General features: G+C 42.8%; 20 protein-coding genes. All 20 read left to right on the plus strand.

Annotated features, from left to right (window positions below):
* Positions 1 to 206 precede the first annotated feature (206 nt).
* The 20 genes from PHS46_04010 (at position 207) to PHS46_04105 (ending at position 22,256) form a co-directional block, all read left to right on the plus strand.
* The gene (locus PHS46_04010; GenBank protein ID MDD3905682.1) at positions 207 to 1,484 is read left to right on the plus strand and encodes an ATP-binding protein; all 1,278 of its coding nucleotides are present in this window, start codon (positions 207 to 209) and stop codon (positions 1,482 to 1,484) included.
* Between the two features lie 353 nt (positions 1,485 to 1,837).
* The gene (locus PHS46_04015; protein ID MDD3905683.1) at positions 1,838 to 2,578 is read left to right on the plus strand and encodes a C1 family peptidase; all 741 of its coding nucleotides are present in this window, start codon (positions 1,838 to 1,840) and stop codon (positions 2,576 to 2,578) included.
* A 131-nt stretch (positions 2,579 to 2,709) separates the two neighbouring features.
* Positions 2,710 to 3,330, plus strand: coding sequence for a hypothetical protein (locus PHS46_04020; GenBank protein MDD3905684.1), 621 nt, complete (start codon positions 2,710 to 2,712; stop codon positions 3,328 to 3,330).
* 16 nt (positions 3,331 to 3,346) lie between these two features.
* Positions 3,347 to 6,352 (plus strand): right-handed parallel beta-helix repeat-containing protein, encoded by a 3,006-nt coding sequence (locus tag PHS46_04025; GenBank protein ID MDD3905685.1) that lies wholly within the window; start codon positions 3,347 to 3,349, stop codon positions 6,350 to 6,352.
* Between the two features lie 20 nt (positions 6,353 to 6,372).
* The gene (locus tag PHS46_04030) at positions 6,373 to 6,912 is read left to right on the plus strand and encodes a hypothetical protein (protein MDD3905686.1); all 540 of its coding nucleotides are present in this window, start codon (positions 6,373 to 6,375) and stop codon (positions 6,910 to 6,912) included.
* Positions 6,913 to 7,124: 212 nt separating this feature from the next.
* Positions 7,125 to 7,958 carry a class I SAM-dependent methyltransferase gene (locus tag PHS46_04035; protein ID MDD3905687.1) on the plus strand — a complete coding sequence of 278 codons (834 nt, stop codon included), beginning with the start codon at positions 7,125 to 7,127 and terminating at the stop codon, positions 7,956 to 7,958.
* A gap of 11 nt (positions 7,959 to 7,969) precedes the next feature.
* On the plus strand, positions 7,970 to 8,917 hold the full coding sequence (locus PHS46_04040; protein ID MDD3905688.1) for a class I SAM-dependent methyltransferase: 948 nt from the start codon (positions 7,970 to 7,972) through the stop codon (positions 8,915 to 8,917).
* 10 nt (positions 8,918 to 8,927) lie between these two features.
* Positions 8,928 to 10,232: a flippase gene (locus PHS46_04045; GenBank protein MDD3905689.1), complete on the plus strand. Its 1,305-nt coding sequence runs from the start codon at positions 8,928 to 8,930 to the stop codon at positions 10,230 to 10,232.
* 55 nt (positions 10,233 to 10,287) lie between these two features.
* Positions 10,288 to 11,253, plus strand: coding sequence for a glycosyltransferase family 2 protein (locus PHS46_04050; protein ID MDD3905690.1), 966 nt, complete (start codon positions 10,288 to 10,290; stop codon positions 11,251 to 11,253).
* Positions 11,243 to 12,724: an O-antigen ligase family protein gene (locus PHS46_04055; GenBank protein ID MDD3905691.1), complete on the plus strand. Its 1,482-nt coding sequence runs from the start codon at positions 11,243 to 11,245 to the stop codon at positions 12,722 to 12,724. The genes PHS46_04050 and PHS46_04055 overlap by 11 nt, the downstream gene beginning before the upstream one ends.
* Before the next feature lie 4 nt (positions 12,725 to 12,728).
* Positions 12,729 to 13,919 (plus strand): glycosyltransferase family 4 protein, encoded by a 1,191-nt coding sequence (locus PHS46_04060; GenBank protein MDD3905692.1) that lies wholly within the window; start codon positions 12,729 to 12,731, stop codon positions 13,917 to 13,919.
* 1 nt (position 13,920) lies between these two features.
* Entirely contained in the window at positions 13,921 to 14,682 is a 762-nt protein-coding gene (locus PHS46_04065) for a WecB/TagA/CpsF family glycosyltransferase (GenBank protein ID MDD3905693.1), read from the plus strand.
* A gap of 97 nt (positions 14,683 to 14,779) precedes the next feature.
* Entirely contained in the window at positions 14,780 to 15,958 is a 1,179-nt protein-coding gene (locus PHS46_04070) for an ATP-binding protein (protein MDD3905694.1), read from the plus strand.
* A gap of 34 nt (positions 15,959 to 15,992) precedes the next feature.
* Positions 15,993 to 17,066 (plus strand): carbohydrate-binding domain-containing protein, encoded by a 1,074-nt coding sequence (locus tag PHS46_04075; protein MDD3905695.1) that lies wholly within the window; start codon positions 15,993 to 15,995, stop codon positions 17,064 to 17,066.
* Positions 17,063 to 18,262 carry an O-antigen ligase family protein gene (locus PHS46_04080; protein MDD3905696.1) on the plus strand — a complete coding sequence of 400 codons (1,200 nt, stop codon included), beginning with the start codon at positions 17,063 to 17,065 and terminating at the stop codon, positions 18,260 to 18,262. Before PHS46_04075 ends, PHS46_04080 begins: the two co-directional genes overlap by 4 nt.
* Complete coding sequence (locus tag PHS46_04085; GenBank protein ID MDD3905697.1) at positions 18,262 to 19,713, plus strand: sugar transferase; 1,452 nt, start codon at positions 18,262 to 18,264, stop codon at positions 19,711 to 19,713. The genes PHS46_04080 and PHS46_04085 overlap by 1 nt, the downstream gene beginning before the upstream one ends.
* Before the next feature lie 21 nt (positions 19,714 to 19,734).
* The gene (locus tag PHS46_04090) at positions 19,735 to 20,196 is read left to right on the plus strand and encodes a hypothetical protein (protein MDD3905698.1); all 462 of its coding nucleotides are present in this window, start codon (positions 19,735 to 19,737) and stop codon (positions 20,194 to 20,196) included.
* Between the two features lie 15 nt (positions 20,197 to 20,211).
* Positions 20,212 to 20,757 (plus strand): methyl-accepting chemotaxis protein, encoded by a 546-nt coding sequence (locus tag PHS46_04095; GenBank protein MDD3905699.1) that lies wholly within the window; start codon positions 20,212 to 20,214, stop codon positions 20,755 to 20,757.
* Positions 20,758 to 20,766: 9 nt separating this feature from the next.
* Positions 20,767 to 21,378, plus strand: coding sequence for a hypothetical protein (locus tag PHS46_04100; GenBank protein ID MDD3905700.1), 612 nt, complete (start codon positions 20,767 to 20,769; stop codon positions 21,376 to 21,378).
* Between the two features lie 104 nt (positions 21,379 to 21,482).
* Positions 21,483 to 22,256 (plus strand): FecR family protein, encoded by a 774-nt coding sequence (locus PHS46_04105; GenBank protein MDD3905701.1) that lies wholly within the window; start codon positions 21,483 to 21,485, stop codon positions 22,254 to 22,256.
* Positions 22,257 to 22,269: the final 13 nt, after the last annotated feature.

Raw genomic sequence — 22,269 nt, forward strand, 5'->3', positions numbered from 1 at the left:
AGAGTATTCAGGCGCTTCCCAAATTCAAACAGCTGTAAGAGATGGCTTTACGCGCTTATCACAGAGATAAAGCCTAATGGCACCATAAGTGTTACAGACAAATAGCAACAGAGTTCTTGACAGCATGAAAGCATTGCTCTCATTGACAATGAGAGCTTTATGTGGTATATTCTCATTGTGAATGAGAGCTAAGCGAGGGGTGTTTTATGAATAAAGCTATATTGCGAGAGATCATACTGGAGCAGGAGAAAAGCCGAAAAGAAATAGATGTAGGTATAGAAAGATCAGCTTTGAATGACATGTCAAAGCACATACATATACCGCATACTGTTGTTATCTCCGGGATCCGTCGTGCCGGTAAATCCACGCTTCTTAATCAGATAATAAATAGTTACTACGAAAAAGGCGTTTATTATTTCAACTTTGAGGACGAGCGCTTAGTTGATTTTGAGGTTAATGATTTTAATAGTCTATATGAGACATTTTTAGAACTTTACGGTGAGCGAAAGATCTTCTTTTTTGATGAAATTCAGAATGTGTCCAAATGGGAAGTATTCGTAAGAAGGATGCAGGATAAAAAGTGCAAGTTTTTTATAACCGGATCGAATGCCTCACTCCTTAGTAAAGAACTCGGTACCAAGCTGACTGGCCGGTGTATAGCTATAGAGCTTTATCCATTCTCCTTCCATGAATTCCTCGCTTTTAAAGGCTACAAACTACAAAAGAATGCCATGTCTTATACCGCTGAAAGGGCTATCATAAAGAAATACTTCGCCGAATATCTTAGGCACGGCGGTATGCCGGAGTATTTAGTATATAAGAACGAGGCGCTTTTAAAACGTGTCTACGAGGATATATTGTATCGGGATATAGTGGCGAGATACGATATCAAGCAGGTCAAGGCATTAAGGGAATTAGGGCTATACTTCTTGAGCAATATCGGCACCTTGTTTTCGTATAATAATCTCACGAAGACCTTAGGCGTCGGAAGCATGAACACCATAAAAAGTTATTCAGATTTTCTTGAAAATAGCTTCTTGGTATTTCTGATAAGCAGGTTCTCATATTCTTTAAAGCAACAGTTTGCGGCTAACAAAAAAATCTACTGCATAGATAATGGTCTGGCGGAATCAATAGCTTTTCAGTTTTCGAAAAACAAAGGTAAATTCTTAGAGAATCTGGTATTTCTTGAGCTCAAGCGTAAATTCCCAGAGATATATTATTACAAAACATCTAACAACTTAGAGGTGGATTTTCTTATAAAAAGCGGTAAGAAAGATATTTCCCTTATTCAAGTGTCGGATAATCTGGATAATGAAAAGACGCGGCAAAGAGAAATAAGCTCTCTTAGCCGCGCTATGGACGAGCTTAAATTGAAAAAAGGACTTATTCTCACCGAAGATACCGATGACGAGATAAAAGCTAATGGCAAGGTTATCTTGGTTCAACCGATCTATAAGTGGCTCCTCGATGGGACGAATTAACAGAGTCTCATTATGAACTACTGGTGGACATCAGACTATCGCCTCGCACATTTTAATATCATTCGATGCGCTGCGAGCGTGGATAATTATGCCAGACGTAATAGATTAGCTCCAAGAAGTCCTCTCGTCGTAGCCGACATTTAAATGTCGGCTACTGTATCGTCGGGCAACTTCTTTTGGCTAATCTATTTCTGCCAGACGCTGAAGTTAAAACGATACGTGACCAGATATTCTTTCAATACGCGAAGAATTAGCAAGCATCATATGCTCGGTTTTTTAGTTTGTCGAGGTAAAGGAATTTATAGATTCTTTAGATTTTAATTGATATTCAAAGAACGCGAAGGAGCGCTTAAATGAAATATAAAAACACATATGGCTGGCTACCTGATATACCCGACCGGCGTGATTATATGTACAGCGCGATACGGCCGATAATCCGCCTGCCCAAGAAAGTCGACCTGCGGAAGGGGTGCTCTGCAGTCGAACAGCAAGGCAATCTCGGCAGTTGTACGGCGCAGGCGTTGGCCGGTAACATCGAGTTCATAGACAACAAAATCGATTCGGAATATACCGATGTTAGCCGGCTATTCATTTATTATAATGAGAGAGCCCTGGAAGATACGGTTGACTATGACTCCGGCGCATATTTACGCGACGGTATAAAGACGCTCAAAAACGATGGCGCCTGCCGCGAAGAAGCCTGGCCCTATAACATATTGAAATTCGATACGAAACCGCCTGCCAAATGTTATGAGGAAGCCAAAAAGCACGTTATCGAATCCTACCACAGATTAAGTACCGTGAACGAGATGTTAGCCTGTCTCGCCGAAGGCTATCCATTCGTATTCGGTTTTGCGGTGTACACGAGCTTCGAATCACAGGAGGTCAAACGTACCGGCATCGCCAATATGCCAAAGGAAGACGAGACTATGGTAGGCGGCCACGCGGTCATGGCGGTCGGGTACGACCAGTCCGAAAAGCGTTTTTTAGTGCGTAATTCCTGGGGTCTTAAATGGGGCATGGGTGGATATTTTACGATACCGTTTGAATATATAGAGACATTAGCAGATGATTTTTGGACGATTAGGCGTTAAGGTTGCGATATATTTAAATACGCGTCCTGATCTCGGCAACGCCATCCACTTTCAAATTTTGATTAAATATGAAAAAGTTGGTTATTTTTATTGACACCTTCCTCTATATATAGTAGAGTACGTACACTTCTATGAAAATGCGCAACCCCTTTCCAATTATAGTAATAATTGCTTCCTGCGTTATTTTTTTATATTTAGCTATCAATTTTTTCAAAACGCCATCACCAAAAAATATAAAATCCACCGCAACAAATAAAGTCGCATTCGAGGATTTTGATTTTAGCGAATATGCGGATAATGGTGCAAGTAAAAAATTCACCATTCAAGGTAAACGCCTTGGGCCCGGCGCCAGACAGCTCGGCGTATTTCAAGTTGCGGCTAAGGTAATAAAGATAACGGATGCCTTATTAACTATTTATGAAAACGGCGTGCCTGTATGCCGGGTTATGGCAAAGAAAGCGGTTTTAAGTACTTTGTCAGAAGGTAAGTCGCCGATAGGTCTGATAATTACAAGAATAGATTTTTTGGGTAAAGTCGATGTTGTTACGATGGACAAAAAGACGCTTGTTTGTCAAAAATTAACATGGGATAAAGCGCGTAACCGGTTATACGCAAGCGGAGATTGCGTTCTGAGATCACTCGATGGAATTATTCGTGCGGATTACATAGATTCGGATATTAAGTTGCGTGAATTTAATTCAAAAAACGATAAATTAAAAAGATTGCGGGCATTAGGCCGCGCGGTTATGTAAAAAGAGGAGGCGTAGCATGTTTATAGCAAAATCGATTGTCAGGGTTGCGGCAGTTTTATCATTAGTGTGCGGTTGCGTATTTTTGAATGGAACGGTATTTGCCGATAGTTTATCTGAGGGGAAGCAGTTGCTTTTTGAAAATAAAGATATAGTCGGTGCGCACGCTAAATTTGACACCGCGCTTGCCGATAACCCTACGGGCCAGGTCGAAAATTTCTGGCATGCTATTACCGTTATTGCACAGAACGATGTTCTTAAAACAAAACTGCGTGATCTTGGTATATTCAACTCTGATAACCAATTAGCCATATTCGACAATGAAGGGAATATTAGTTACGATTTTGAAGCACAGACGTATCCTAATATGACCCAGGTGCAGGACATGTTCAATAATAGCGCGACCGGCATTGTTCTTCAGATAGACGAAGCGCTTGACAACCTTTCGTGTGTTTATGAGGATTTTCAGGATACTTTGGTTATGGGATCGGACACGATAACGATCGATTACGGCGATGCCGCTACTTTAAAAATGGCCCTCTATTCATTGAAGGCGGCGGTAAAGATAAACGCCGCTTACGGAATGAACAATTTGGATATCAAGCCCATACTATTTAACAACGGCAATCCTATCGATCCATTTTCCATACTGAATGCTAATTTGCCGCTCCTGACGCTCCGTGAGGGCGCCGACACATATCTTTCCGATGCTATGAGCGCCCTTCTAAGCGCGATCGACTCTTTCTTTAGCGGATCAGAGTTTATATTGGCCAGAGACGAAAATGACGGTGATGGATTGAACCATATAGTCAGATTCTATGATCCTTATCCAGTCAGAGACGACGGCATCTCCGATGAAGCGTGGCAGAATATCGTGTCAGAATGGCAAGAGGATAAGGATGCATCTTTGGAACGCGCGGAATTCGCGTATAACAGCTTTACCGATATCCAGAATAATCTCACCGACCATGAAGGCTATCCTTTTGTCACGATCCCGGCGGAGTTCCCGGGTATGGACGGGGCCGGTCCCGGCATAAGCATTAACGTGGACCTGTATAGATTTTTCACAAATCCCACAGATATAAGATATCACATAAACCAACTTACAAATAACGGAGACGCTTCTAATATAGTGTTCGATAACTTCTCAGATGCTACTGTGGGCGGCGTATTTCCCAGCATGACACCGTCCGACTGGAATTATATCTTTAGCTTTGGGCCGCATCAAAAAGATGAGCCGCGGATAGTGTGGAATGATGAGACGGCTTCGGTCGAACTTGGCTGGGATATGTCCGGCAATCAGTATGCATCTTTTGTAACCAGATATGAGATCTATCGTTCATCCTCGGCAGATATGTCTGACGCAGTTCTGGTCGATACGATCACCGATAAGACGGTCATGGCATATACCGATACTTCCGTAGATAGCTCTACGGGCCGTTATTATTATCGCATCTACGCGCATTATGATATTAATGGCAATACAGCGACGAGCTACGGCGAGACGGGTAAGGCGATCCTGAGGGTGTATGTTGACGCGAATAGCTGTTCCGAAGAAGAAGACGGCACAATGGGAGCTCCTTATAAGAGCCTTGGATATGCCACTTCGGAAGGCTCTGGCAACGGCACAAAAGTATGCGTGGCGGCCGGGACTTATTATGAGAATACGGACTCGCTTAAATTATGGAGAGTGGCCAGTATTAAGTTGGAAGGCGGTTACGAGCCGCTTAACTGGACCAGGGATATCGCAACGAACGAAACGATCATAGATGGCTCCGGATTTAATACGTGGGCGTTGCTACAGATATGGAACTCGGGTGGATTTACCATCGACGGTTTCACTATTACTGGAGGTTCTAACACAGAACGTGGTATACAGGCCTATAAATGCCAGATGAGTGTCAAGAATTGTAAAATAATGAATTTTAAAGGCGCCATGATCCTGGATTCCTGCCCGGCAGTTTCCATAAAAAATTGCGATATGACGGGTCTAGAGACTACCGGATTCGAAGGTATAGTCTTTAATAATATCGAAAACGAGGGGGCGTCCTTAAATGTTAAGAATTGTAGCATAACTAACTATAACGGCACCGGCATTACCATTTGGGGATATAGTAACACCTCGATGAATATCTTTAACAATATAATCGCCAATGGTAAGAATGAAGGTATTCATTGCGGCGGCGATCATGGCAGTGTTTCAATCGTAAATAATACCATATTCGGCAATGCGAATGCCGGCGTTTCATTTTCTGGAAATTCATTGTGTTCTATAACGATACAAAATAATATACTGGTGAATAACAGTATAGGAATTTATGGCTCCGGAGATACGGGTATTACGAGAGTAATCACTAATAACGATGCTTACGGTAATGTAGTAGGTAATTATTACAACTGCGGCACTGATGTAGGGCAGGGCGGTAATATTTCAACGGATCCGTTTTTTGTCGAGGGAACATATTGCCTGAGCCAGATAACTTCCGGGCAGACGGTCAATTCGCCGTGTGTTGATGCAGGTAGTGATACTGCGGCGAATCTCGGCCTCAATGATAAGACGACGCGTAACGACGGCAAGGCCGATAGCGGTATGGTTGATATGGGTTGTCATTCTCAGGCGACTTCGGCGGCTATATATAAAGCCGACCTTGTCGTAGACTTCGGTTCAGACTACGGCATATACGTATATAGCGATACCGGCGCATGGACTCAGCTTCATATCTTTACCGCAAAGTCCATTACCGCAGGTGATATTGACGGCAACGGTAAAGACGATATCATCGTAGATTTCGGTTCAGAGTACGGCATCTATGTATATAGTGATACCGGCGCATGGACTCAGCTTCACAACTTCACCGCGCAGTCGATAACAGCGGCCGATCTCGACGGTAACGGTAAAGCCGACCTTGTCGTAGACTTCGGTTCAGACTACGGCATATACGTATATAGCGATACCGGCGCATGGACTCAGCTTCATATCTTTACCGCAAAGTCCATTACCGCAGGTGAATTAAACGGTCAATAAGCGATTTTTAAAAAATACGCATGGTAAGGAAGAAGATCCTATTACTATTAGTTTTCGTGTTCGCAATAGTGCTATCATGTGTTATGGTAGCACTTGTTGTAAGGTATTTCGTAGACAAGGGAGCATTTGAACCAGCGCCAGTTACAGGTATGAATATACCCGTAACTACGCAACCCGCATCGACTGTTAAGAATCCTGGCGCTGATGTCACAGCCGATAGAGAGGTGATAATTTCGGCAGAGACCGAAAAATCGGGTGTTGCAGTTGCAGGATCCCAATCTTCATCCGTAGTTACCTCGCCGGTTAATTTTCCGGATTTATCAGAAAGAACAAGCGGTAAACTCCCTGCTTTTACTAGAGTTAATAACTTGACTGGTCCAACTTTGCCATCATCGGCTAATATTGTTCAAAATCCTGCTAATCCTGCAAATATAATGGAGTTTGTCCCACAGTCCAGCGTTACCGGTCCTATATCAGAAGCCGGGGGTAAGCATGAAACCTTGCCATCCTTCATTCCAGTTCAGAGTTCCACCGGACCTGTCAAAACCGAAGATAAGTAAGGCATTGGATAAGCCATATTTTCGTGTTATAATTATCATAATTTAACATATGGCCAATCGAAAAATGCATCTCATATTCATTATTTTCATTGCATCCTTTATAATTCTTATGTTGTTATATTATATAAAGGATAGGATGGGTATTAACATCCTACCTCATCGGCATATGCTGTTTTTTAAGGAATAATGTTAATAAAGGAGCTATGTATAGTATGAAAGATGCCATTCTTTTTATCGTGCATTATATTTATGCGTTGTTAGCCTGTTTCTATATGTTCACGATCGGCGCTTTATTCCAAAAAAACCGTAAGTTTATCTATGATATATGTGTTTATTTCAATTATCTTACGGTTAAGAACAGGATGGGCGGAATAAGGACGGAAGAGAAAAATAATACGGATATTATTCCGGAAATAGATTTATCGGAGATAATTTCCGCTGGTGGTGCTATAGATATACGTTCGCCCCTTTCCATGGAAGGGAATATCTCTACTATCGAGCTGATTGTTATAGATAAGTTGGTTAAGATTTATGATCCAGCGAAGGTGTTCGAGATAGGTACCTTCGATGGCAGAACGGCGTTGAACCTGGCATGTAACTGCCGTAATGAAGGGATCGTGTACACACTGGATTTGCCCAAGGCTATGGCCAGTCTTACTAAATACCGCCTTTTAACGGGTGAGTATAAATGTGTATATAAAGATAATCCCGGGTCAAAATTTATCGGGACCGACTGCGAGAAGAAGATAGTGCAATTATACGGAGATTCGGCTGTCTTTGATTTCTCACCGTATTGTAATGCCATGGACTTTATTTTTATAGACGGATCCCACGCATATGAATATGTTCTGAACGATTCTCAAAAAGCCCTGAAATTGCTACGAAATGGCACAGGCGTCATAATCTGGCATGACTATGGCGTATGGGATTCGGCTACACGGGCGATCAATAAGTTATATGCAGAGGGGGGTATTTTTAAAGGTATCAAGATCATCAAGGGCACATCGATGGCATATCTGGTCGCTGGCGCTCCAGTTCCAATGTAAAGAGGGGAAAAATGGAATGCAGGATTTGCGGCAACAAAACCGATAACAAGATCTATGTGGTAAAAGAGATGATGTTTGGTTATCGTGACGAATTCGAATATTTCGAATGCGGCTCATGCGGTTGCCTTCAGATAAAAGATATCCCGCCGGATATGTCAAAATATTATCCGGAGAATTATTATAGCATTACAGGAAAGCCCGTTGAGCATAACCTGTTGATGGACATGGCTGTAAGGATAACGGTTCTTAATGACGGAGCGCTTGTGAAGGCGCTTTTTTCTTTGTTTCCCGGGAAAGTCCTGAGGTCGCTTTCTGCGTGCCGTCTGACCAAAAAATCTAAGATACTCGATGTTGGATGCGGGGCAGGTGTACTGTTGTGCATGTTAAAAAATGCCGGTTTCGAAAATGTAATGGGGGCGGATCCCTATATTAAAGATGATATAAAATATAAAAATGGTCTTGTGGTACATAAAAAAGAATTAAGAGAAATCGAAGGATCCTGGGATCTCATAATGTTCCATCACTCGTTGGAACATATAGCCGATCAGCAGAGCGCGCTTAATACTGTTTCTGCAAAATTAAATAAAGCCGGGACCTGCCTTATACGCATACCTACCGTCTCATCTTACGCGTGGCGGCATTATAACGTAAACTGGGTTCAGTTGGACGCGCCACGGCATTTTTGTCTGCACTCAGAAAAAAGCATGAGTATTGTTGCCGGGAAGTCTGGCCTGAAGATCGCCGGTTCATACAGGGATTCAACGGATTTCCAGTTCTGGGGTAGCGAGCAGTATATTAAGGATATCCCGCTCGAGTCGTATAATTCATATTTAAAGGATCCGGCGAGAACTATATTTCAAAAGAGAGACATCGATTCATTTAAGAGAATGGCACTCGCTTTAAATGAATCGAACAAGGGGGACCAGGCGGTATTTTATCTGGCTCACAATGATGTTTAGGAATTTCAGTGTGGATAAAAAACGTATAGTATCGAATTTTTTCAGTCTTTCATCGATTGAGATGGCTAACTATCTTTTTCCGCTTCTTACCGTGCCGTATTTGGTAAGGGTTCTGGGCCCCGGCAAGTACGGGCTTGTGGCGTTTGTGATGGCGTTCATCCAGTATTTTGTAATGCTCACGGATTACGGTTTCAACCTGACGGCTACACGGGATGTATCCGTATCAAGAGATGACCCCGCGAAAATGTCAAAGATATTTTCATCTGTTATGACAGTAAAATTCATATTTATACTGATAAGCCTGGCGATGCTTCTCGTCGCGGTATACGCTTTCCCGAAGTTCAGACCTGATGCCTTGCTCTATCTTTTTGCGTTCGGGATGGTTATAGGAAATGTGTTATTTCCCATATGGTTTTTTCAGGGGATGGAGAAGATGAAATCGATAGCCGTGCTAAACCTGCTTGCAAAAACGTTATTCCTGATTGCCGTATTCGTTTTTGTGAGAAGGGAGTCGGACTATTTATATGTGCCGTTATTTACATCCTTAGGCTCTATATTAGCCGGCGTTGCGGGTTTTTGTTTAATATTAGCCCGTTTTAAAATACGGATTATCATGCCGGCGCCAGGAGAAATATGGGAGCAGTTAAAAGAAGGCTGGAACGTGTTCATATCGATGATATCAATAAGCCTTGTCACGACCAGCAATATAGTCATATTAGGTTTTTTTGCGACAAACGAAGTCGTAGGATATTTCTCAGCGGGTGAGAAGATCATAAGCCTCACCTACAGGGCATTTAACCCCATCCTTGTGGCGGTGTACCCCTACATGGCGAAAATAGCGGATAACGCGAAGGATATAGCTATAGGAAAATTAAGAAAGCTATTTGCTGTGGTGATGCTTTTATCTTTCGCGGTATTTGCGGGGATCTTCATATTTAGCGGTGCGATAGTAGCAATAGTGCTTGGATCTAAATTCGAGCCGTCGGTAATGATAGTTCGCATACTCTCTCCGCTCGCGTTTATAGTGCCCGTTGCCTACATATTCGCGAACCTCGCGCTTTTGCCGTTCAAGCTGGACAGGTATTTTGCGCGGATCTATATCTTCGGAGGAGCGCTGAATATTGCACTGCTTCTGACGTTATTGTGTTTATTCAACGCGGGCGCCGCAGGTGTCGCAGTTTCAGTGCTCATAACCCAGATAACTATCACGACTCTTATGTATGTTATACTCAGGCGCAATTATATAAGCATAGTAAATATGGACATCTCGTCATTAATGGCCATATTTGAAAAAAAGGCGATAGCAGATAATTAACGAATAACGCAAAACCAGCGGGTTCTTATTTAAGCGAACGCGAGGGACCGAATAAATGGTAGAGCTTTCCGTAATCATAGTTAACTGGAATTCCAGAGATGTACTGCGAAAATGTCTTAAATCGGTATACGATACCATAGATGTCACTTTTGAGATAATAATCGTTGATAATAATTCTTCCGATGATAGCATAGCGATGGTAAAAAAGGAGTTTCCTCAGGCCATTCTGATCGCACGAAGCTCAAATATTGGTTTCTCCAAGGCAAATAATGAAGCTTTCGGGGTATCGCAGGGCGCGTACATATTAATATTGAATCCGGATACGGTGCTGTTCAAGAGTGCCGTAAACAGGATGGTAGCTTTTTTAAAAACCCGCGTCGACATAGGTATAGTAGGGCCAAGAATATTGACAGAAGGCGGAATGCCGGATTTATTCTGCAAGAGAAAATTACCAAGAATATCATTCGAATTTTCCAAGATTTTCCTCGTAGAGAAAATGTTAAATAAGTTGCAAGTTATAATCCCGTATACCCGGAGGGCGCTTTACCGGTATTATGAAAAGAGCGAAGAATGCGAATGTCTTGCAGGGAGTTGTATGCTTTTCTGCAGAGATGTCTTTGGTAGCATGGCGGGCTTTGACGAAAGCGTGCCGATGTATTTGGATGATATAGATATTTGTTATAGAGCAAGAAAATTGGGTCTAAAAAATTATTATCTCGCTGAAGCAGAAATAGTTCATGTAGGTAAATATTCCACAAAGACGGTAGAATACAGCAAAATGTATGACGTTCTTGCCCGTCAGGCACATTTCTTTTATTATTTAAAACATTCCGGCCGGGCAACCGCGCTGTGTTACAAGATATTATTGGCGCTTTCCATACCTTATTTATTAACATTGGATGTTATTTGCGCGCCGTATTTTATTCTACGGGGAAGGTGGCGGGAAATAATATGGACCGCTCGAAAGCATATCAAATACGCTGATATTATTTTTTCGGATAGGGTGATAAATGTTCTATAAAACATTTACGACGAATGGGGCGCTGGATATTACCAAGGTGTTCGTGGCGGGTCTGGCTATATTTATGGCCTTATTTATATTATATTTTTCGTATAACAATCTGTGGTATATAGGGTTTGCCGTTCTTATTTTATTATTATATCTGGCTATGAGCATTGTCGCGTTACCCGGTATGATATACAAGATAAAGCAGTTATTCATCCATGCTAACTGGTTGCATTTAATGTGGATACTGCTTTTTGTGAGCTCTCTGACTTTAAGGATAAGGACTGGATCTCAATTGTTGCAAAATCCGGTTGACGAAGCGGCATTTTTCCGGATCGTTCTGATAATGCTGGTCTCTGTAATGATGTTACCGAGATTTATTTTAAGTTTTAATAACAACGTTAAAGTGCTATCGACGGGAGCGCTGTGTTTTTTTTCGATATATGTAATCGTAGCGGCGGTTTCTTCCTTATATTCGAGCTATCCTATGCTTACATTATGGAAAAGTTTTGAGCTTTTTCTAGATATTTCAGTTGTTGCTATGCTGTTATCGCAAGCCCAATGTTTGTCAAATATTAAATGCCTGATGAATATAAATTGGTTGTTATTGACAATAATGATGTTAATGGTTTGGATAGGGTGGGCCCTATTTCCGCAATTAGCGACTACACATTCAGGAGGGATAATAAAAACGCAACTGGGAGGTTTCATGCTGGCATCAAACGGTGTTGGCGGTATAGCCTCTATCGTTGCGATAATTTCTTTTTCCAGGATGCTTTCAACGAAGAACGCGGGGAGCGGCCGTGTTTATTTCATAGTACTGTTATTTGCTTTGGTGACTATGGTCTTGGCGCAAAGCAGGACTCACTTCGTGGCTTTTCCGATAGCTGTTGTTATAGTACTTTTTTTGCAAAAAAAGATTAAGGTAATAACATTCGCCTCTTGTGTTTGTTTCGTTATGATGATAGTTTTTCTGGCTAAAAAAGACACTATATCATGGTATTTAGTAGAGTTTTTTCGCCGCGGTCAAAGCGAGAACGTACTTTTTTCGCTTACGGGCCGCATATTTATGTGGAAGAGAGCATTAAGCCTTATAGCCGAACGAATATTCTTGGGGTACGGTTTTGGAGTCGGCTCCAGGATAACTTTTATGACGGCATATGGCGGGGATTTTACATGGATACATAACGCGTGGATAGAAGTTCTACTGAATGTAGGCTTGATCGGCTTGATACCATTCATGATTGCCTTCGTCAGAATATGGGAGGCGCTTATTTCGTCTTTATCCTTGAAAGTTTTTATCTTGCGCCGCGAAGAACTTAATCCGTTTTTGATAGAGCTGATAGGCGTGATGACAGTTATCAGCATTGAGAGCCTGACGGGTTCAGGCATAGGAGCTTGGCACACCTATTTGATACTTGTTTATATCTCGATACTTGCGTTTGCGAACCTCTTGCGTAGAGAGAGGAGCGCTATAAAAGTTTAATCAAATGAAGATACTTCAAATCCATAATTTTTATCAAATACCCGGCGGCGAAGATAATGTAGTGCGTGCCGAAAAAGAGCTTATAGAATCCAGGGGGCATATAGTAACCCCGTATTATCGGCATAATGATGAAATTAAAAAATACGGATTTTTTGAAAATATAGGTTTTGCAAAAAACGTTTTTTATTCTATGCGGACAATAAAGGAGCTTGCCGCCATAATAGATAAGGACAGGCCGGATATTGCGCATGTTCATAACGTCTTCCCATTGATATCGCCATCGGCATATTACTATTTGAAATCGCGAGGAATACCCGTAACGCAAACCGTGCACAACTATCGTTTTCTATGCCCCAATAGCCTGTTTTACGCTAACGGTGCTATATGCGAAAAATGCATGAACGGTAATATGTTACACTGCCTTTTTCGCGCATGTTATAAAGGGAGTGTTTTACTATCAGGGTTATACGCCGCCTTGTTCTGGGTTTGCAGAAGGCGCGGTACGTTCAGGAAGAATATCGATCTATTCATTGCGTTGAATAATTTTGTAAAAGGCAAGCTTGTCGGGGCCGGATTCCGTGCGGATAGCATTGAAGTGGAAGGTAATTTTTTAAATGCCGGCGAAACTAATAATTTATTCGCTAAGGATAAATACGCTGTTTTTATAGGACGTATTTCAGCTGAAAAAGGCCTGATGACGCTTTTAGAGTCATGCCGAGTGTTAAAAGATCTACCTTTGAAGATTGCCGGAGAAGGGCCGCTTCTTGGGCGGGTAAAGGATTATGTGCGGCTTAACAGGATGAGTAATGTTGAAGTTACTGGTTTCGTCTCCGGCGCCGAAAAGAACGATTTATTGAAGAGGGCGGCGGTAAGTATTATCCCTTCGGAATGGTACGAAAACTTTCCTATGGCTGTCCTGGAAAGTTTTGCCGCAGGAACTCCGGTGATTGCTTCCAGGATCGGAGGTTTGCCGGAATTGATAGAGGAAGGCAAGGACGGCCTACTCTTTGAACCCGGCAATGCCGAAGACTTGGCCGCAAAAATAAGATATTTTTATGCGAATCCTGAAATGGCGCTTGATATGAGCCGGCATGCCCGCGAAAATTTTGAGAAGAAACATTCCGCTAAAAAACATTACGAGAGATTGATGCAGATATACGAAAAAGCGATAAATCTAAACAGGGGATCTTGTTGAAATGATGGGAAAATTGAGTATATTGGGTATTTGCGTAAGCAGGCTTGATTACGGTAGCGCTACAGAAGCTATTGTCTCGGCGGCGAAAGAGGCGAGGCCTATGCGCGTAGCGGCGTTAGCGGTGCACGGTGTCATGGAGGGGTTTTATGATAAGGAGCTTGCGCGTCAGCTAAACAGTTTCGACATGGTTACTCCCGATGGGCAACCTGTTAAGTGGGCGCTGAACCTTTTAGGGGCAAGAGAAGTTAAAGAGAGGGTCTGTGGGCCTATTCTCATGCTTAAGGTATGCGAGAGGGCCGCATCTGAAAAGCTGCCGGTTTTTTTATATGGGAGCAGGCCGGAGGTTCTGGAAAAGTTGAGAGAAAACCTGCTGAAGTTATATCCGGAGCTCATTATAGCCGGAATGCAGGCGGACAGGTTTAGGGAGGCTACTCCGGACGAAGATAAAAAAGATATAGCCGTGATTAACGGAAGCGGTGCCAGAATAGTATTTGTAGGCAGAGGATGTCCCCGGCAGGAAAGATGGATCGCTCTGCATGCATCTACGATACGGGGCGCGATGATAGCTGTAGGCGCCGCCTTTGATTTCCACGCAGGAATGTTCAAGAGGCCTCCGAAATTTTTACAGGATCTGGGCCTCGAGTGGGTATTTCGCCTGGCACAGGAGCCTAAAAGATTATGGCGCAGATATCTTCTATTGAACCCGTTATTTATCTTCAATTTTTGCCGTCAACTATTAGGGGTACAAAAAAATGAAGAATGACTTGGTCTTAATAGCCATATTTTTACCGAAGTAGAAAATTCTTGACAACATTTTATACTTTGGTATAATTTGTAGTAGTGAAAAAATGGAGGTATTTATGATCAAAAGATATATAGAACAATACGTTCTCGAGGATTTAAAAGACAAGATGGTTTTCATCTCCGGTCCGCGGCAGGTAGGTAAGACAACGATTGCCAAGGATATCGGAGAAAGTTTTTTCAACGAAAAATATGAATATTTAAACTGGGATAACAGGGGCGATAAAAAGATTATTTTAAACGGCGCTTTTCCCTCCGACAAAAAGCTTTTTATTTTTGACGAGATACACAAATACAAAAACTGGAAAAATTATTTGAAGGGCGAGCATGACAAATATAAAGACAAATTTCATATTCTTGTTACCGGCAGCGCCAGGTTAGATATTTACAGGAAAGGAGGCGATTCGCTTCTTGGTAGATACCGTTCTTATCGACTGCATCCTTTATCTGTCGGGGAATTGGCCGGCGAAAGCGGGAAACGCATTCCCTTTACGGAGCTTGATTTTCGAAAAAAAGATGATACTCAAGAAAAGGCGTTCGGGAGATTATTGCAATTCGGCGGTTTCCCCGAGGTTTTTATAAAGCATGATGAAAAAGAGTTGCGCAGATGGCACAATGAAAGGATAGACCGATTGGTCAAGGAAGATATTCGCGATGTTGAAAATATCAGGGATATCTCTGCTATGGACGTTTTGACGGAAATTTTACCTGAAAAAGTGGGTTCTTTGTTTTCTTTAAACTCCTTACGCGAGGATCTAAATGTTACGCACAAGACGATAGCTTCATGGGTAGATATTCTTGAAAAGTTCTATTACCATTTTAGGATATACCCTTTTCAGAGCACGCTTATAAAATCACTCCGAAAAGAGCCGAAACTTTATCTGTGGGACTGGTCCGAGATCAAGGACGATGGCGCCAGGTTTGAAAATATGGTCGCTTCGCATCTCCTGAAGTTTTGTCATTTTCTTTTTGATGTAGAAGGACATAAAGCGCAACTATGTTTTTTACGTGATAAAGAACAGCGGGAGGTAGACTTCATAGTGAATGTAGGAGGTAAACCGTGGTTCTCGGTCGAGGTAAAAAACTCGTCCGAAGATATTTCAGCCTCTTTAGCATATTTCAGCAAAAAGCTGAAAATTCCGTTTAGTTATCAGGTTGTCAGGCGGGAAGGTGTTGATTTCATAAAAGATAACATACGAGTAATCAGCGCGAGTAATTTTTTTACATCGCTGGTTTAACGATGGTTTTTGTGATGCAAAATAGTGTAAACATATGACGTGTATAAAACAGGTTGCCATTAGTGTCATTTTGATATCAGTTTTTGCAGTAGTATCTTTCGTTGTGGTTGTGCCATTTCCGGCGGAGACTCAATTCAATTCAGCCAGGAAGCTCGTAGCTGAATATTTATGGAAAGATGCGAATGCTAAGCTTGAGCAAGCCATTGCTATCGACCCTTTCAATTCACAATACCCCGCCGCGCTCGGTGAGTTTTTATTCACGCAAAGTAACTATAAGGATAACAAGGCGCCGCTTTTGAAAGCGGCGGCGAAATGTTATGAGCGCGCCAACTGTCTCAATCCGCGATGCGCGGAATATTATGCGAAATTGGGGCAGATAAATATCCGTTTGTTTATAGATGGTGCAGGTAAAAAAAAGTATCTCGATAAAGCGTTTGAGGATTTCAGGAAGGCGATAGAGAATGATCCTAACGGATTTAATACCGCGTATGCTGTAGGATATTCCGGCCTCGCTGTATGGAAAGAGCTTAAAGAAGAAGAGAGGGTGATGGTTATCGACAGGCTGAGATATGCCTTGAAGCAGAAGCCGTGGTATTCACAATATATATATCCGCGTCTTTTACAGGAGACGCGAAACGTTGAATTATTAGAGAGCGTAATGCCGGACTTAGACTTAGAGCAATGGGTGACACCGGAAAAAATAAAAAGTTTAAAAAAAGACGTACCGCAGGCCGGGGCTTCTAACATTATCTCAAGATCGGCCTGGCGGGGCCTCACCGCAGATGGAAAAAATGTTTACGCAAACGGCAACATGTATTGGTCGGGTACGATATACGGCGCGATGTTGCTACCCGAAGGCCCCGCGCGGGTCATTATAGAGGCCGGTGGAAGCCCGGTAAACGGCATCTATCCATACATGCTCGTGTCGCTCGACGGTAAAAAGACAGGCGCCGCCTATGTCGATAGCTCAGGATACAAAGAGTATGTATTCGACGTAAATACGAATGGCGGTGTAAAAATTTTAGGCGTTACATTTACTAATGACGACGGCAATAATAAGGAAGACAGGAATCTTTTTATCGGCGACGCGCGGATCGAACGAAGATGACAAAAAATATATATAAAAATATACTATGGCTCGGGATGGCGTTACTTATCATATCCTCGCCTTTATGGCTCGGCGGAGCCAGGGTTGGGCCGCTTATCTTTATATTGCTCATAGCGTATTCCGTAATTTTTATGTGGTTTTGGCGGATGAATAATTCCGGAGAATATAAGTTTGCAAGAACGCCTATAGACCTGCCTATTATATTATTTGCTTTGCTCGCGGTTATCTCATCCTTCTTCTCGATCTATAAACACGACAGTTTTTACGGGTTGATAAAACTATTCTGCTATATAGGTATCTATTATCTCATCATAAATGAATTTAACAGGGATATGGTAAAAAGGCTACTATATCTGGTTATCGGTATGGGCGCGGCTCTGTCTGTATATGGGCTTTTACAACATATCGGCTTGCTCGGCCATTCCTGGTGGGATCCGAAAGAATTTATAGCGGCGACATTCGTCAATCATAATCATTTTTCGGGATATCTGGAACTGGTCATGCCGGTGGCGGTTATTTTCTTGATAAAAAGATCCGGAACACTGCGGGTAAAATTATCTATTTTGACAGGCCTGATATTCATGATAATAGCTTTTATACTATCGCAATCGCGAGGCGCATGGATAAGCTTAAGCATATCGTTTTTAGCGATGACATTTCTTTTGTTGAAAGAAAAGATGGGTGGTATTAAGAAAGCGGTTTTTGCGGTATTGATCGTAATGACGGCCGCGTCTTTGTTATATTTCGGCGGAGATGTAATATCCGAGCGTATAAGCGGTTCGATCTCGGCCGAACCGGAGGGTGGTTCTTTCGCCACGCGTCTTTTAATATGGCGCGGCGCCATCGATATGGTAGGGCATAATCCTGTTGTCGGCACAGGCATAGGCACGTTCGTTTATGGGTTTCCGCGGTACAGGCCCGAAGGCTTGAACGGGCTGGTGAATTTTGCCCACAATGATTATCTCGAAACGGCCTGCGACATGGGTATCCCCGCGCTCATAGCGATGTTATGGCTGATAATAATTGCGGTAAAGACGGGCACCGGTGGAGACAAGCTAAGTTCTTACCGTTTTGGATGCGCTATAGGAGTTTTAAGTCTATCATTGCATGCCTTATCGGATTTTAATTTTCATATTCCTGCCAATATGTTATTATTTACCATATACTTAGCGGTTATAATGAGAGGAGAAGAGTAATGCTACGCGAAAAAGAGACTGCGATTCGCCGGGCGGTCATACTCCTCGATATATTTGCAGTATCCTTTTCTTTCTTCCTCACTTTCTTCCTCAGGCGTTATCTCCATATGTTCTATAGGCTGGATCTCGTTCCTTCCGTACGTGTGATAGCGGAGATGAGCGCGCCTGTACGTGACTACTTTATTGTGCTGATACTTATTGTTCCCGCATGGTCCCTAAGCCTGTATTTTAACGGAATGTATAAGTCGCTGAGAACCAAAAGCGTACTTGAGGTAATGGGAGTCATTGTTAAATCGGCTTTCTTTACTACGCTTGTTTTCGGTACGTTCGTATTCTTCTTTAAAATGGAATATGTGAGCAGGGTTTTCTTCGCGATGCTCCTATCTATCAGTACATTTGTTATCTTCCTGGAAAAGTCTGTGATGGTTTTTGTGATGCGTTCCATGCGGAAGAGAGGATATAATTTCCGGAAAATTCTGATAGTCGGTACCGGCAGGCGCGCTGTTCAGTTTATACAAAAGCTGGAAAACCATCCGGAGTGGGGTTTCAGGATAGTGGGCATAATAGACTACGACCAGGTCAATGTGGGTAAAATAGTCAGCGGCGTGGAGGTTCTGTCGAGCATCGAAGAGATACCCAGGATAATACAACGCAGAGCGATAGATGAGATAATTTTTGTAATACCCAGAAGCCAATTGAGCAGAATCGAAGACTATTTATATATCTGCGAGACGCATGGCATTAATGTCACGATAGCCGTAGATTTATTTGATGTAAAGATATCTAAATTACGGCAAACCGATATAGATGGTATACCGTTAATAACTTTCGATGCGACGCCGGCCAATGAACAACAGCTGTTCCTGAAGAGGGCGATCGATGTCGCAGCGTCCGGTTTCGGTATAATGCTACTGAGCCCTGTATTTTTGATCATCGCCATGCTTATAAAAGCTACTTCCAGAGGCCCTGTATTATATATACAAAAGCGGTCGGGCCTGAACGGCAGGAAATTCGTGGTATATAAATTCAGATCCATGTATAAAGGCGCGCATGAGAGATTACCGGAATTGATGAGCAAAAATGAGATGAGCGGGCCTATCTTCAAGATAAAAAATGACCCCCGCGTTACGCCGGTCGGACGCCTCCTGCGAAAGTTTTCACTCGACGAGCTTCCTCAACTGTTCAATGTTCTAATGGGGACGATGAGTCTTGTTGGGCCGCGTCCGCCGCTACCGAAAGAAGTCAGGCAGTACGAGCCGTGGCAGAGGCGCAGGTTATCGATGAGGCCCGGGATTACCTGCCTATGGCAGATCGGGGGCAGGAATAAGATCGGTTTTGACCAATGGATGAAGCTTGATCTGGAATATATCGATAATTGGTCGTTGTGGCTTGATATCAAAATTTTACTCAAAACCATACCGGCGGTTTTATCAGGAAGAGGTGCTTGTTAAGCATTAACGGAGGGGTTCGATATGAAATATTTAAAGGCGCTCATTACGGTGGTAATGATCGGACAGCTAAGTTTGTGCATATCCGGATGCGGTAAGCCAAAAGAATCATTACCTGAGGATAAAGTTATTGCCAGGATAAATGGTTATACCATGACTGCGGAAGATTTTCGAAGTTCCACGCGGTCGGTTGGGGGAACCAAGGAAGAGACTCTGGAAGAACTTATAACCAGGAATATTCTCCTGCAGGAAGCCCAGAAACAGAACTTTGATAAAGATAGAGCGTTTATGAAGGAGATAGAAAGGTACTGGGAGCAGGCGCTTCTTAAGCTTTTGATAAAGAAAAAGATGGCGGAATTTTCAAACGTTTTTAATGGTGATAGGAAAAAAGTCGAGAATGCCATGGATAAATGGATCAAAGACCTGCGGGCCAGGGCGAACGTAAAAGTTTACAAGGATAACCTTAGCCGCACGGAACTTCCATAGAGGAGGCTTAAAAAGATGGTTGATATAAAAAATAGAAGAAGGAATTATTACATAGATAAAGAATTCCAGGCGGTCTTTATATTGAAATTCTGCAGTTTAGTCGCGATAGGTTCTGTCATTTCCGGGCTGATAATTTACGCTATGTCGCGGGCTACGGTGACAACAACTTTTGAGAATTCAAGGCTTACCATGAAGAGCACCGCCGATTTTATACTTCCTGCAGTTTTTTTAAGCAGTGTCGTTGTTATAATTTTGATAGGCCTTGCGGCCATTATAATGACGCTCTTTGTATCGCACAAAATAGCGGGGCCTCTCTACAGGCTGGATAAAGACGTACAGGATGTGGCGTCGGGGAATCTCGGGATGGTCTTCAGATTAAGGACCGGAGACGAGATAAGGCCATTAGCCGCGAGCTTGAACGAAATGGTTGCCGTTATCCGCGAACGCGTCTCGGAAGCAAAAAAGAATATAGATGACGCCGGCTTATGTGCCGGACTTCCGGCAGAAGCAAGGGAAAAGATAGCGCTGGCGAAGGAATCTTTAAAAAAGTTAAAAACATAGGTAAATACGATGCGTACAGGCAGATTTTTTCCTATATTGGCCATGGGTCTGTTTTTTTATATATATTTCGGTTACATGGCGCCACGGGTTTTTTGTGAGACTACCGATAATGAAAACATACAGCCATCTACCCAGGTGTCCAATAATTGGCTTACTATGGAGACCCGCTACTTTACGATTCAATATGAAGATTCAGTTAATCTTAATACTGTAGCGAGCAGGCTGAATTCCAGGGGGCTATTTTCATCAGGGTTTTTTAGCTCAAGCGAAGCCTCGTCAGCGGCTCCGGAAGATAAAGTCGCTCAAAGAGCGGATAGGCTCTTGAAACACGTTGAAGAGATGCTTGATATGTATCCTCCAAATTTAAAACTCACGATAAAGATCTTCAAAGATGAAGATTCCCTGGCAGAGGCTTACTTCAGGATGATGGGGACCCGACAGCGATGCCAGGCTTTTTATATTCATCAATACCAGACTATTTATACTTCCGAATATGGCATATCCGATTCGGTTGTAAGTCATGAAATGGCTCATGCCGTAATAGATAATTATTTTTCAGCGAATCCGCCGCCTAAAGTAGCTGAAATACTCGCGACATATGTAGACGCTCATCTGGAATAGTGGTTGTAAATGTAAAAAATAAAAAAGCGAGATTTTTTTATTGACAATAAAGTTTTTATGGTATAATGTTTAAAATATAAATAATCAATTTATGGGAGGTTAATATGAAAAAGATGTATGTCCTTACAATAATTTCCGGCATGGTGTTGATGTTTTTTGGGGTTTCATCATTTGCCGCCGAAGGCGCGGCCTTGACAGTTACCGCGAAGAGCGGCAAGGTTTTAATTAGGGCATATCCCGCTAAGATATGGACTGAGGTTGCTCTTGGACAGGCGGTGCATGCTAAAGACGCGATCAAGACGGATTATTGCGATATCCATTCCAAAGATAAAAATTTCGTAGATAATAAGGGCAAGATGTGCGAAGCGTGTGGAACCGCGACGCTGGAACTCCCGGACAAGAGTAGTATATCCGTAAGGCCGGGCACTGAAATGACCGTTGATGAGATTGTTCTGACCAGCACCGCGAGATCGCTCAAAGTTAACATGACGAAGGGTGATCTTCGCATGATCGTTACCAAGGTCGATACCTCATCCACTTTCAGCGTGAAGACGCCAAATGCCGCTTATAATGCAACCGGCACAGTATATTATGTTAAAGCCACTCCGAATGGTACCAGCGTTTATGTGGCAGATGGCTCTATCAGCGTAGTAAATCCAATAGACGGGAAGACATACACCGTTACGGCGGGATACATAATGACATTTAACGCGAACGGCACGTTCAGCGGACCATCGCCGGCGTCCGACATCGACGTGAGCACGTGGACGGCATATTATACGACTGTTACTGTCGAGCCCTATACACCTCCCACAGCAAACCAGAATAACGTCGAACCTCCCAACAATACGCCGGAAAGAGCCGTAAGCGGCGGATAAACGAAGGAGTAGA

It is taken from the genome of Candidatus Omnitrophota bacterium, from assembly GCA_028699255.1.
In the GTDB taxonomy this organism is placed as follows: Bacteria; Omnitrophota; Gorgyraeia; order 2-01-FULL-45-10; family 2-01-FULL-45-10; genus FEN-1322.

Excerpts from the sequence above, each read along its gene's own strand:
- PHS46_04010 (MDD3905682.1), top strand. The coding sequence starts at position 207 with ATGAATAAAGCTATATTGCGAGAGATCATACTGGAGCAGGAGAAAAGC.
- PHS46_04015 (MDD3905683.1), top strand. The coding sequence starts at position 1,838 with ATGAAATATAAAAACACATATGGCTGGCTACCTGATATACCCGACCGG.
- PHS46_04020 (MDD3905684.1), top strand. The coding sequence starts at position 2,710 with ATGAAAATGCGCAACCCCTTTCCAATTATAGTAATAATTGCTTCCTGC.
- PHS46_04025 (MDD3905685.1), top strand. The coding sequence starts at position 3,347 with ATGTTTATAGCAAAATCGATTGTCAGGGTTGCGGCAGTTTTATCATTA.
- PHS46_04030 (MDD3905686.1), top strand. The coding sequence starts at position 6,373 with ATGGTAAGGAAGAAGATCCTATTACTATTAGTTTTCGTGTTCGCAATA.
- PHS46_04035 (MDD3905687.1), top strand. The coding sequence starts at position 7,125 with ATGAAAGATGCCATTCTTTTTATCGTGCATTATATTTATGCGTTGTTA.
- PHS46_04040 (MDD3905688.1), top strand. The coding sequence starts at position 7,970 with ATGGAATGCAGGATTTGCGGCAACAAAACCGATAACAAGATCTATGTG.
- PHS46_04050 (MDD3905690.1), top strand. The coding sequence starts at position 10,288 with ATGGTAGAGCTTTCCGTAATCATAGTTAACTGGAATTCCAGAGATGTA.
- PHS46_04055 (MDD3905691.1), top strand. The coding sequence starts at position 11,243 with ATGTTCTATAAAACATTTACGACGAATGGGGCGCTGGATATTACCAAG.
- PHS46_04060 (MDD3905692.1), top strand. The coding sequence starts at position 12,729 with ATGAAGATACTTCAAATCCATAATTTTTATCAAATACCCGGCGGCGAA.
- PHS46_04065 (MDD3905693.1), top strand. The coding sequence starts at position 13,921 with ATGATGGGAAAATTGAGTATATTGGGTATTTGCGTAAGCAGGCTTGAT.
- PHS46_04070 (MDD3905694.1), top strand. The coding sequence starts at position 14,780 with ATGATCAAAAGATATATAGAACAATACGTTCTCGAGGATTTAAAAGAC.
- PHS46_04075 (MDD3905695.1), top strand. The coding sequence starts at position 15,993 with ATGACGTGTATAAAACAGGTTGCCATTAGTGTCATTTTGATATCAGTT.
- PHS46_04080 (MDD3905696.1), top strand. The coding sequence starts at position 17,063 with ATGACAAAAAATATATATAAAAATATACTATGGCTCGGGATGGCGTTA.
- PHS46_04085 (MDD3905697.1), top strand. The coding sequence starts at position 18,262 with ATGCTACGCGAAAAAGAGACTGCGATTCGCCGGGCGGTCATACTCCTC.
- PHS46_04090 (MDD3905698.1), top strand. The coding sequence starts at position 19,735 with ATGAAATATTTAAAGGCGCTCATTACGGTGGTAATGATCGGACAGCTA.
- PHS46_04095 (MDD3905699.1), top strand. The coding sequence starts at position 20,212 with ATGGTTGATATAAAAAATAGAAGAAGGAATTATTACATAGATAAAGAA.
- PHS46_04100 (MDD3905700.1), top strand. The coding sequence starts at position 20,767 with ATGCGTACAGGCAGATTTTTTCCTATATTGGCCATGGGTCTGTTTTTT.
- PHS46_04105 (MDD3905701.1), top strand. The coding sequence starts at position 21,483 with ATGAAAAAGATGTATGTCCTTACAATAATTTCCGGCATGGTGTTGATG.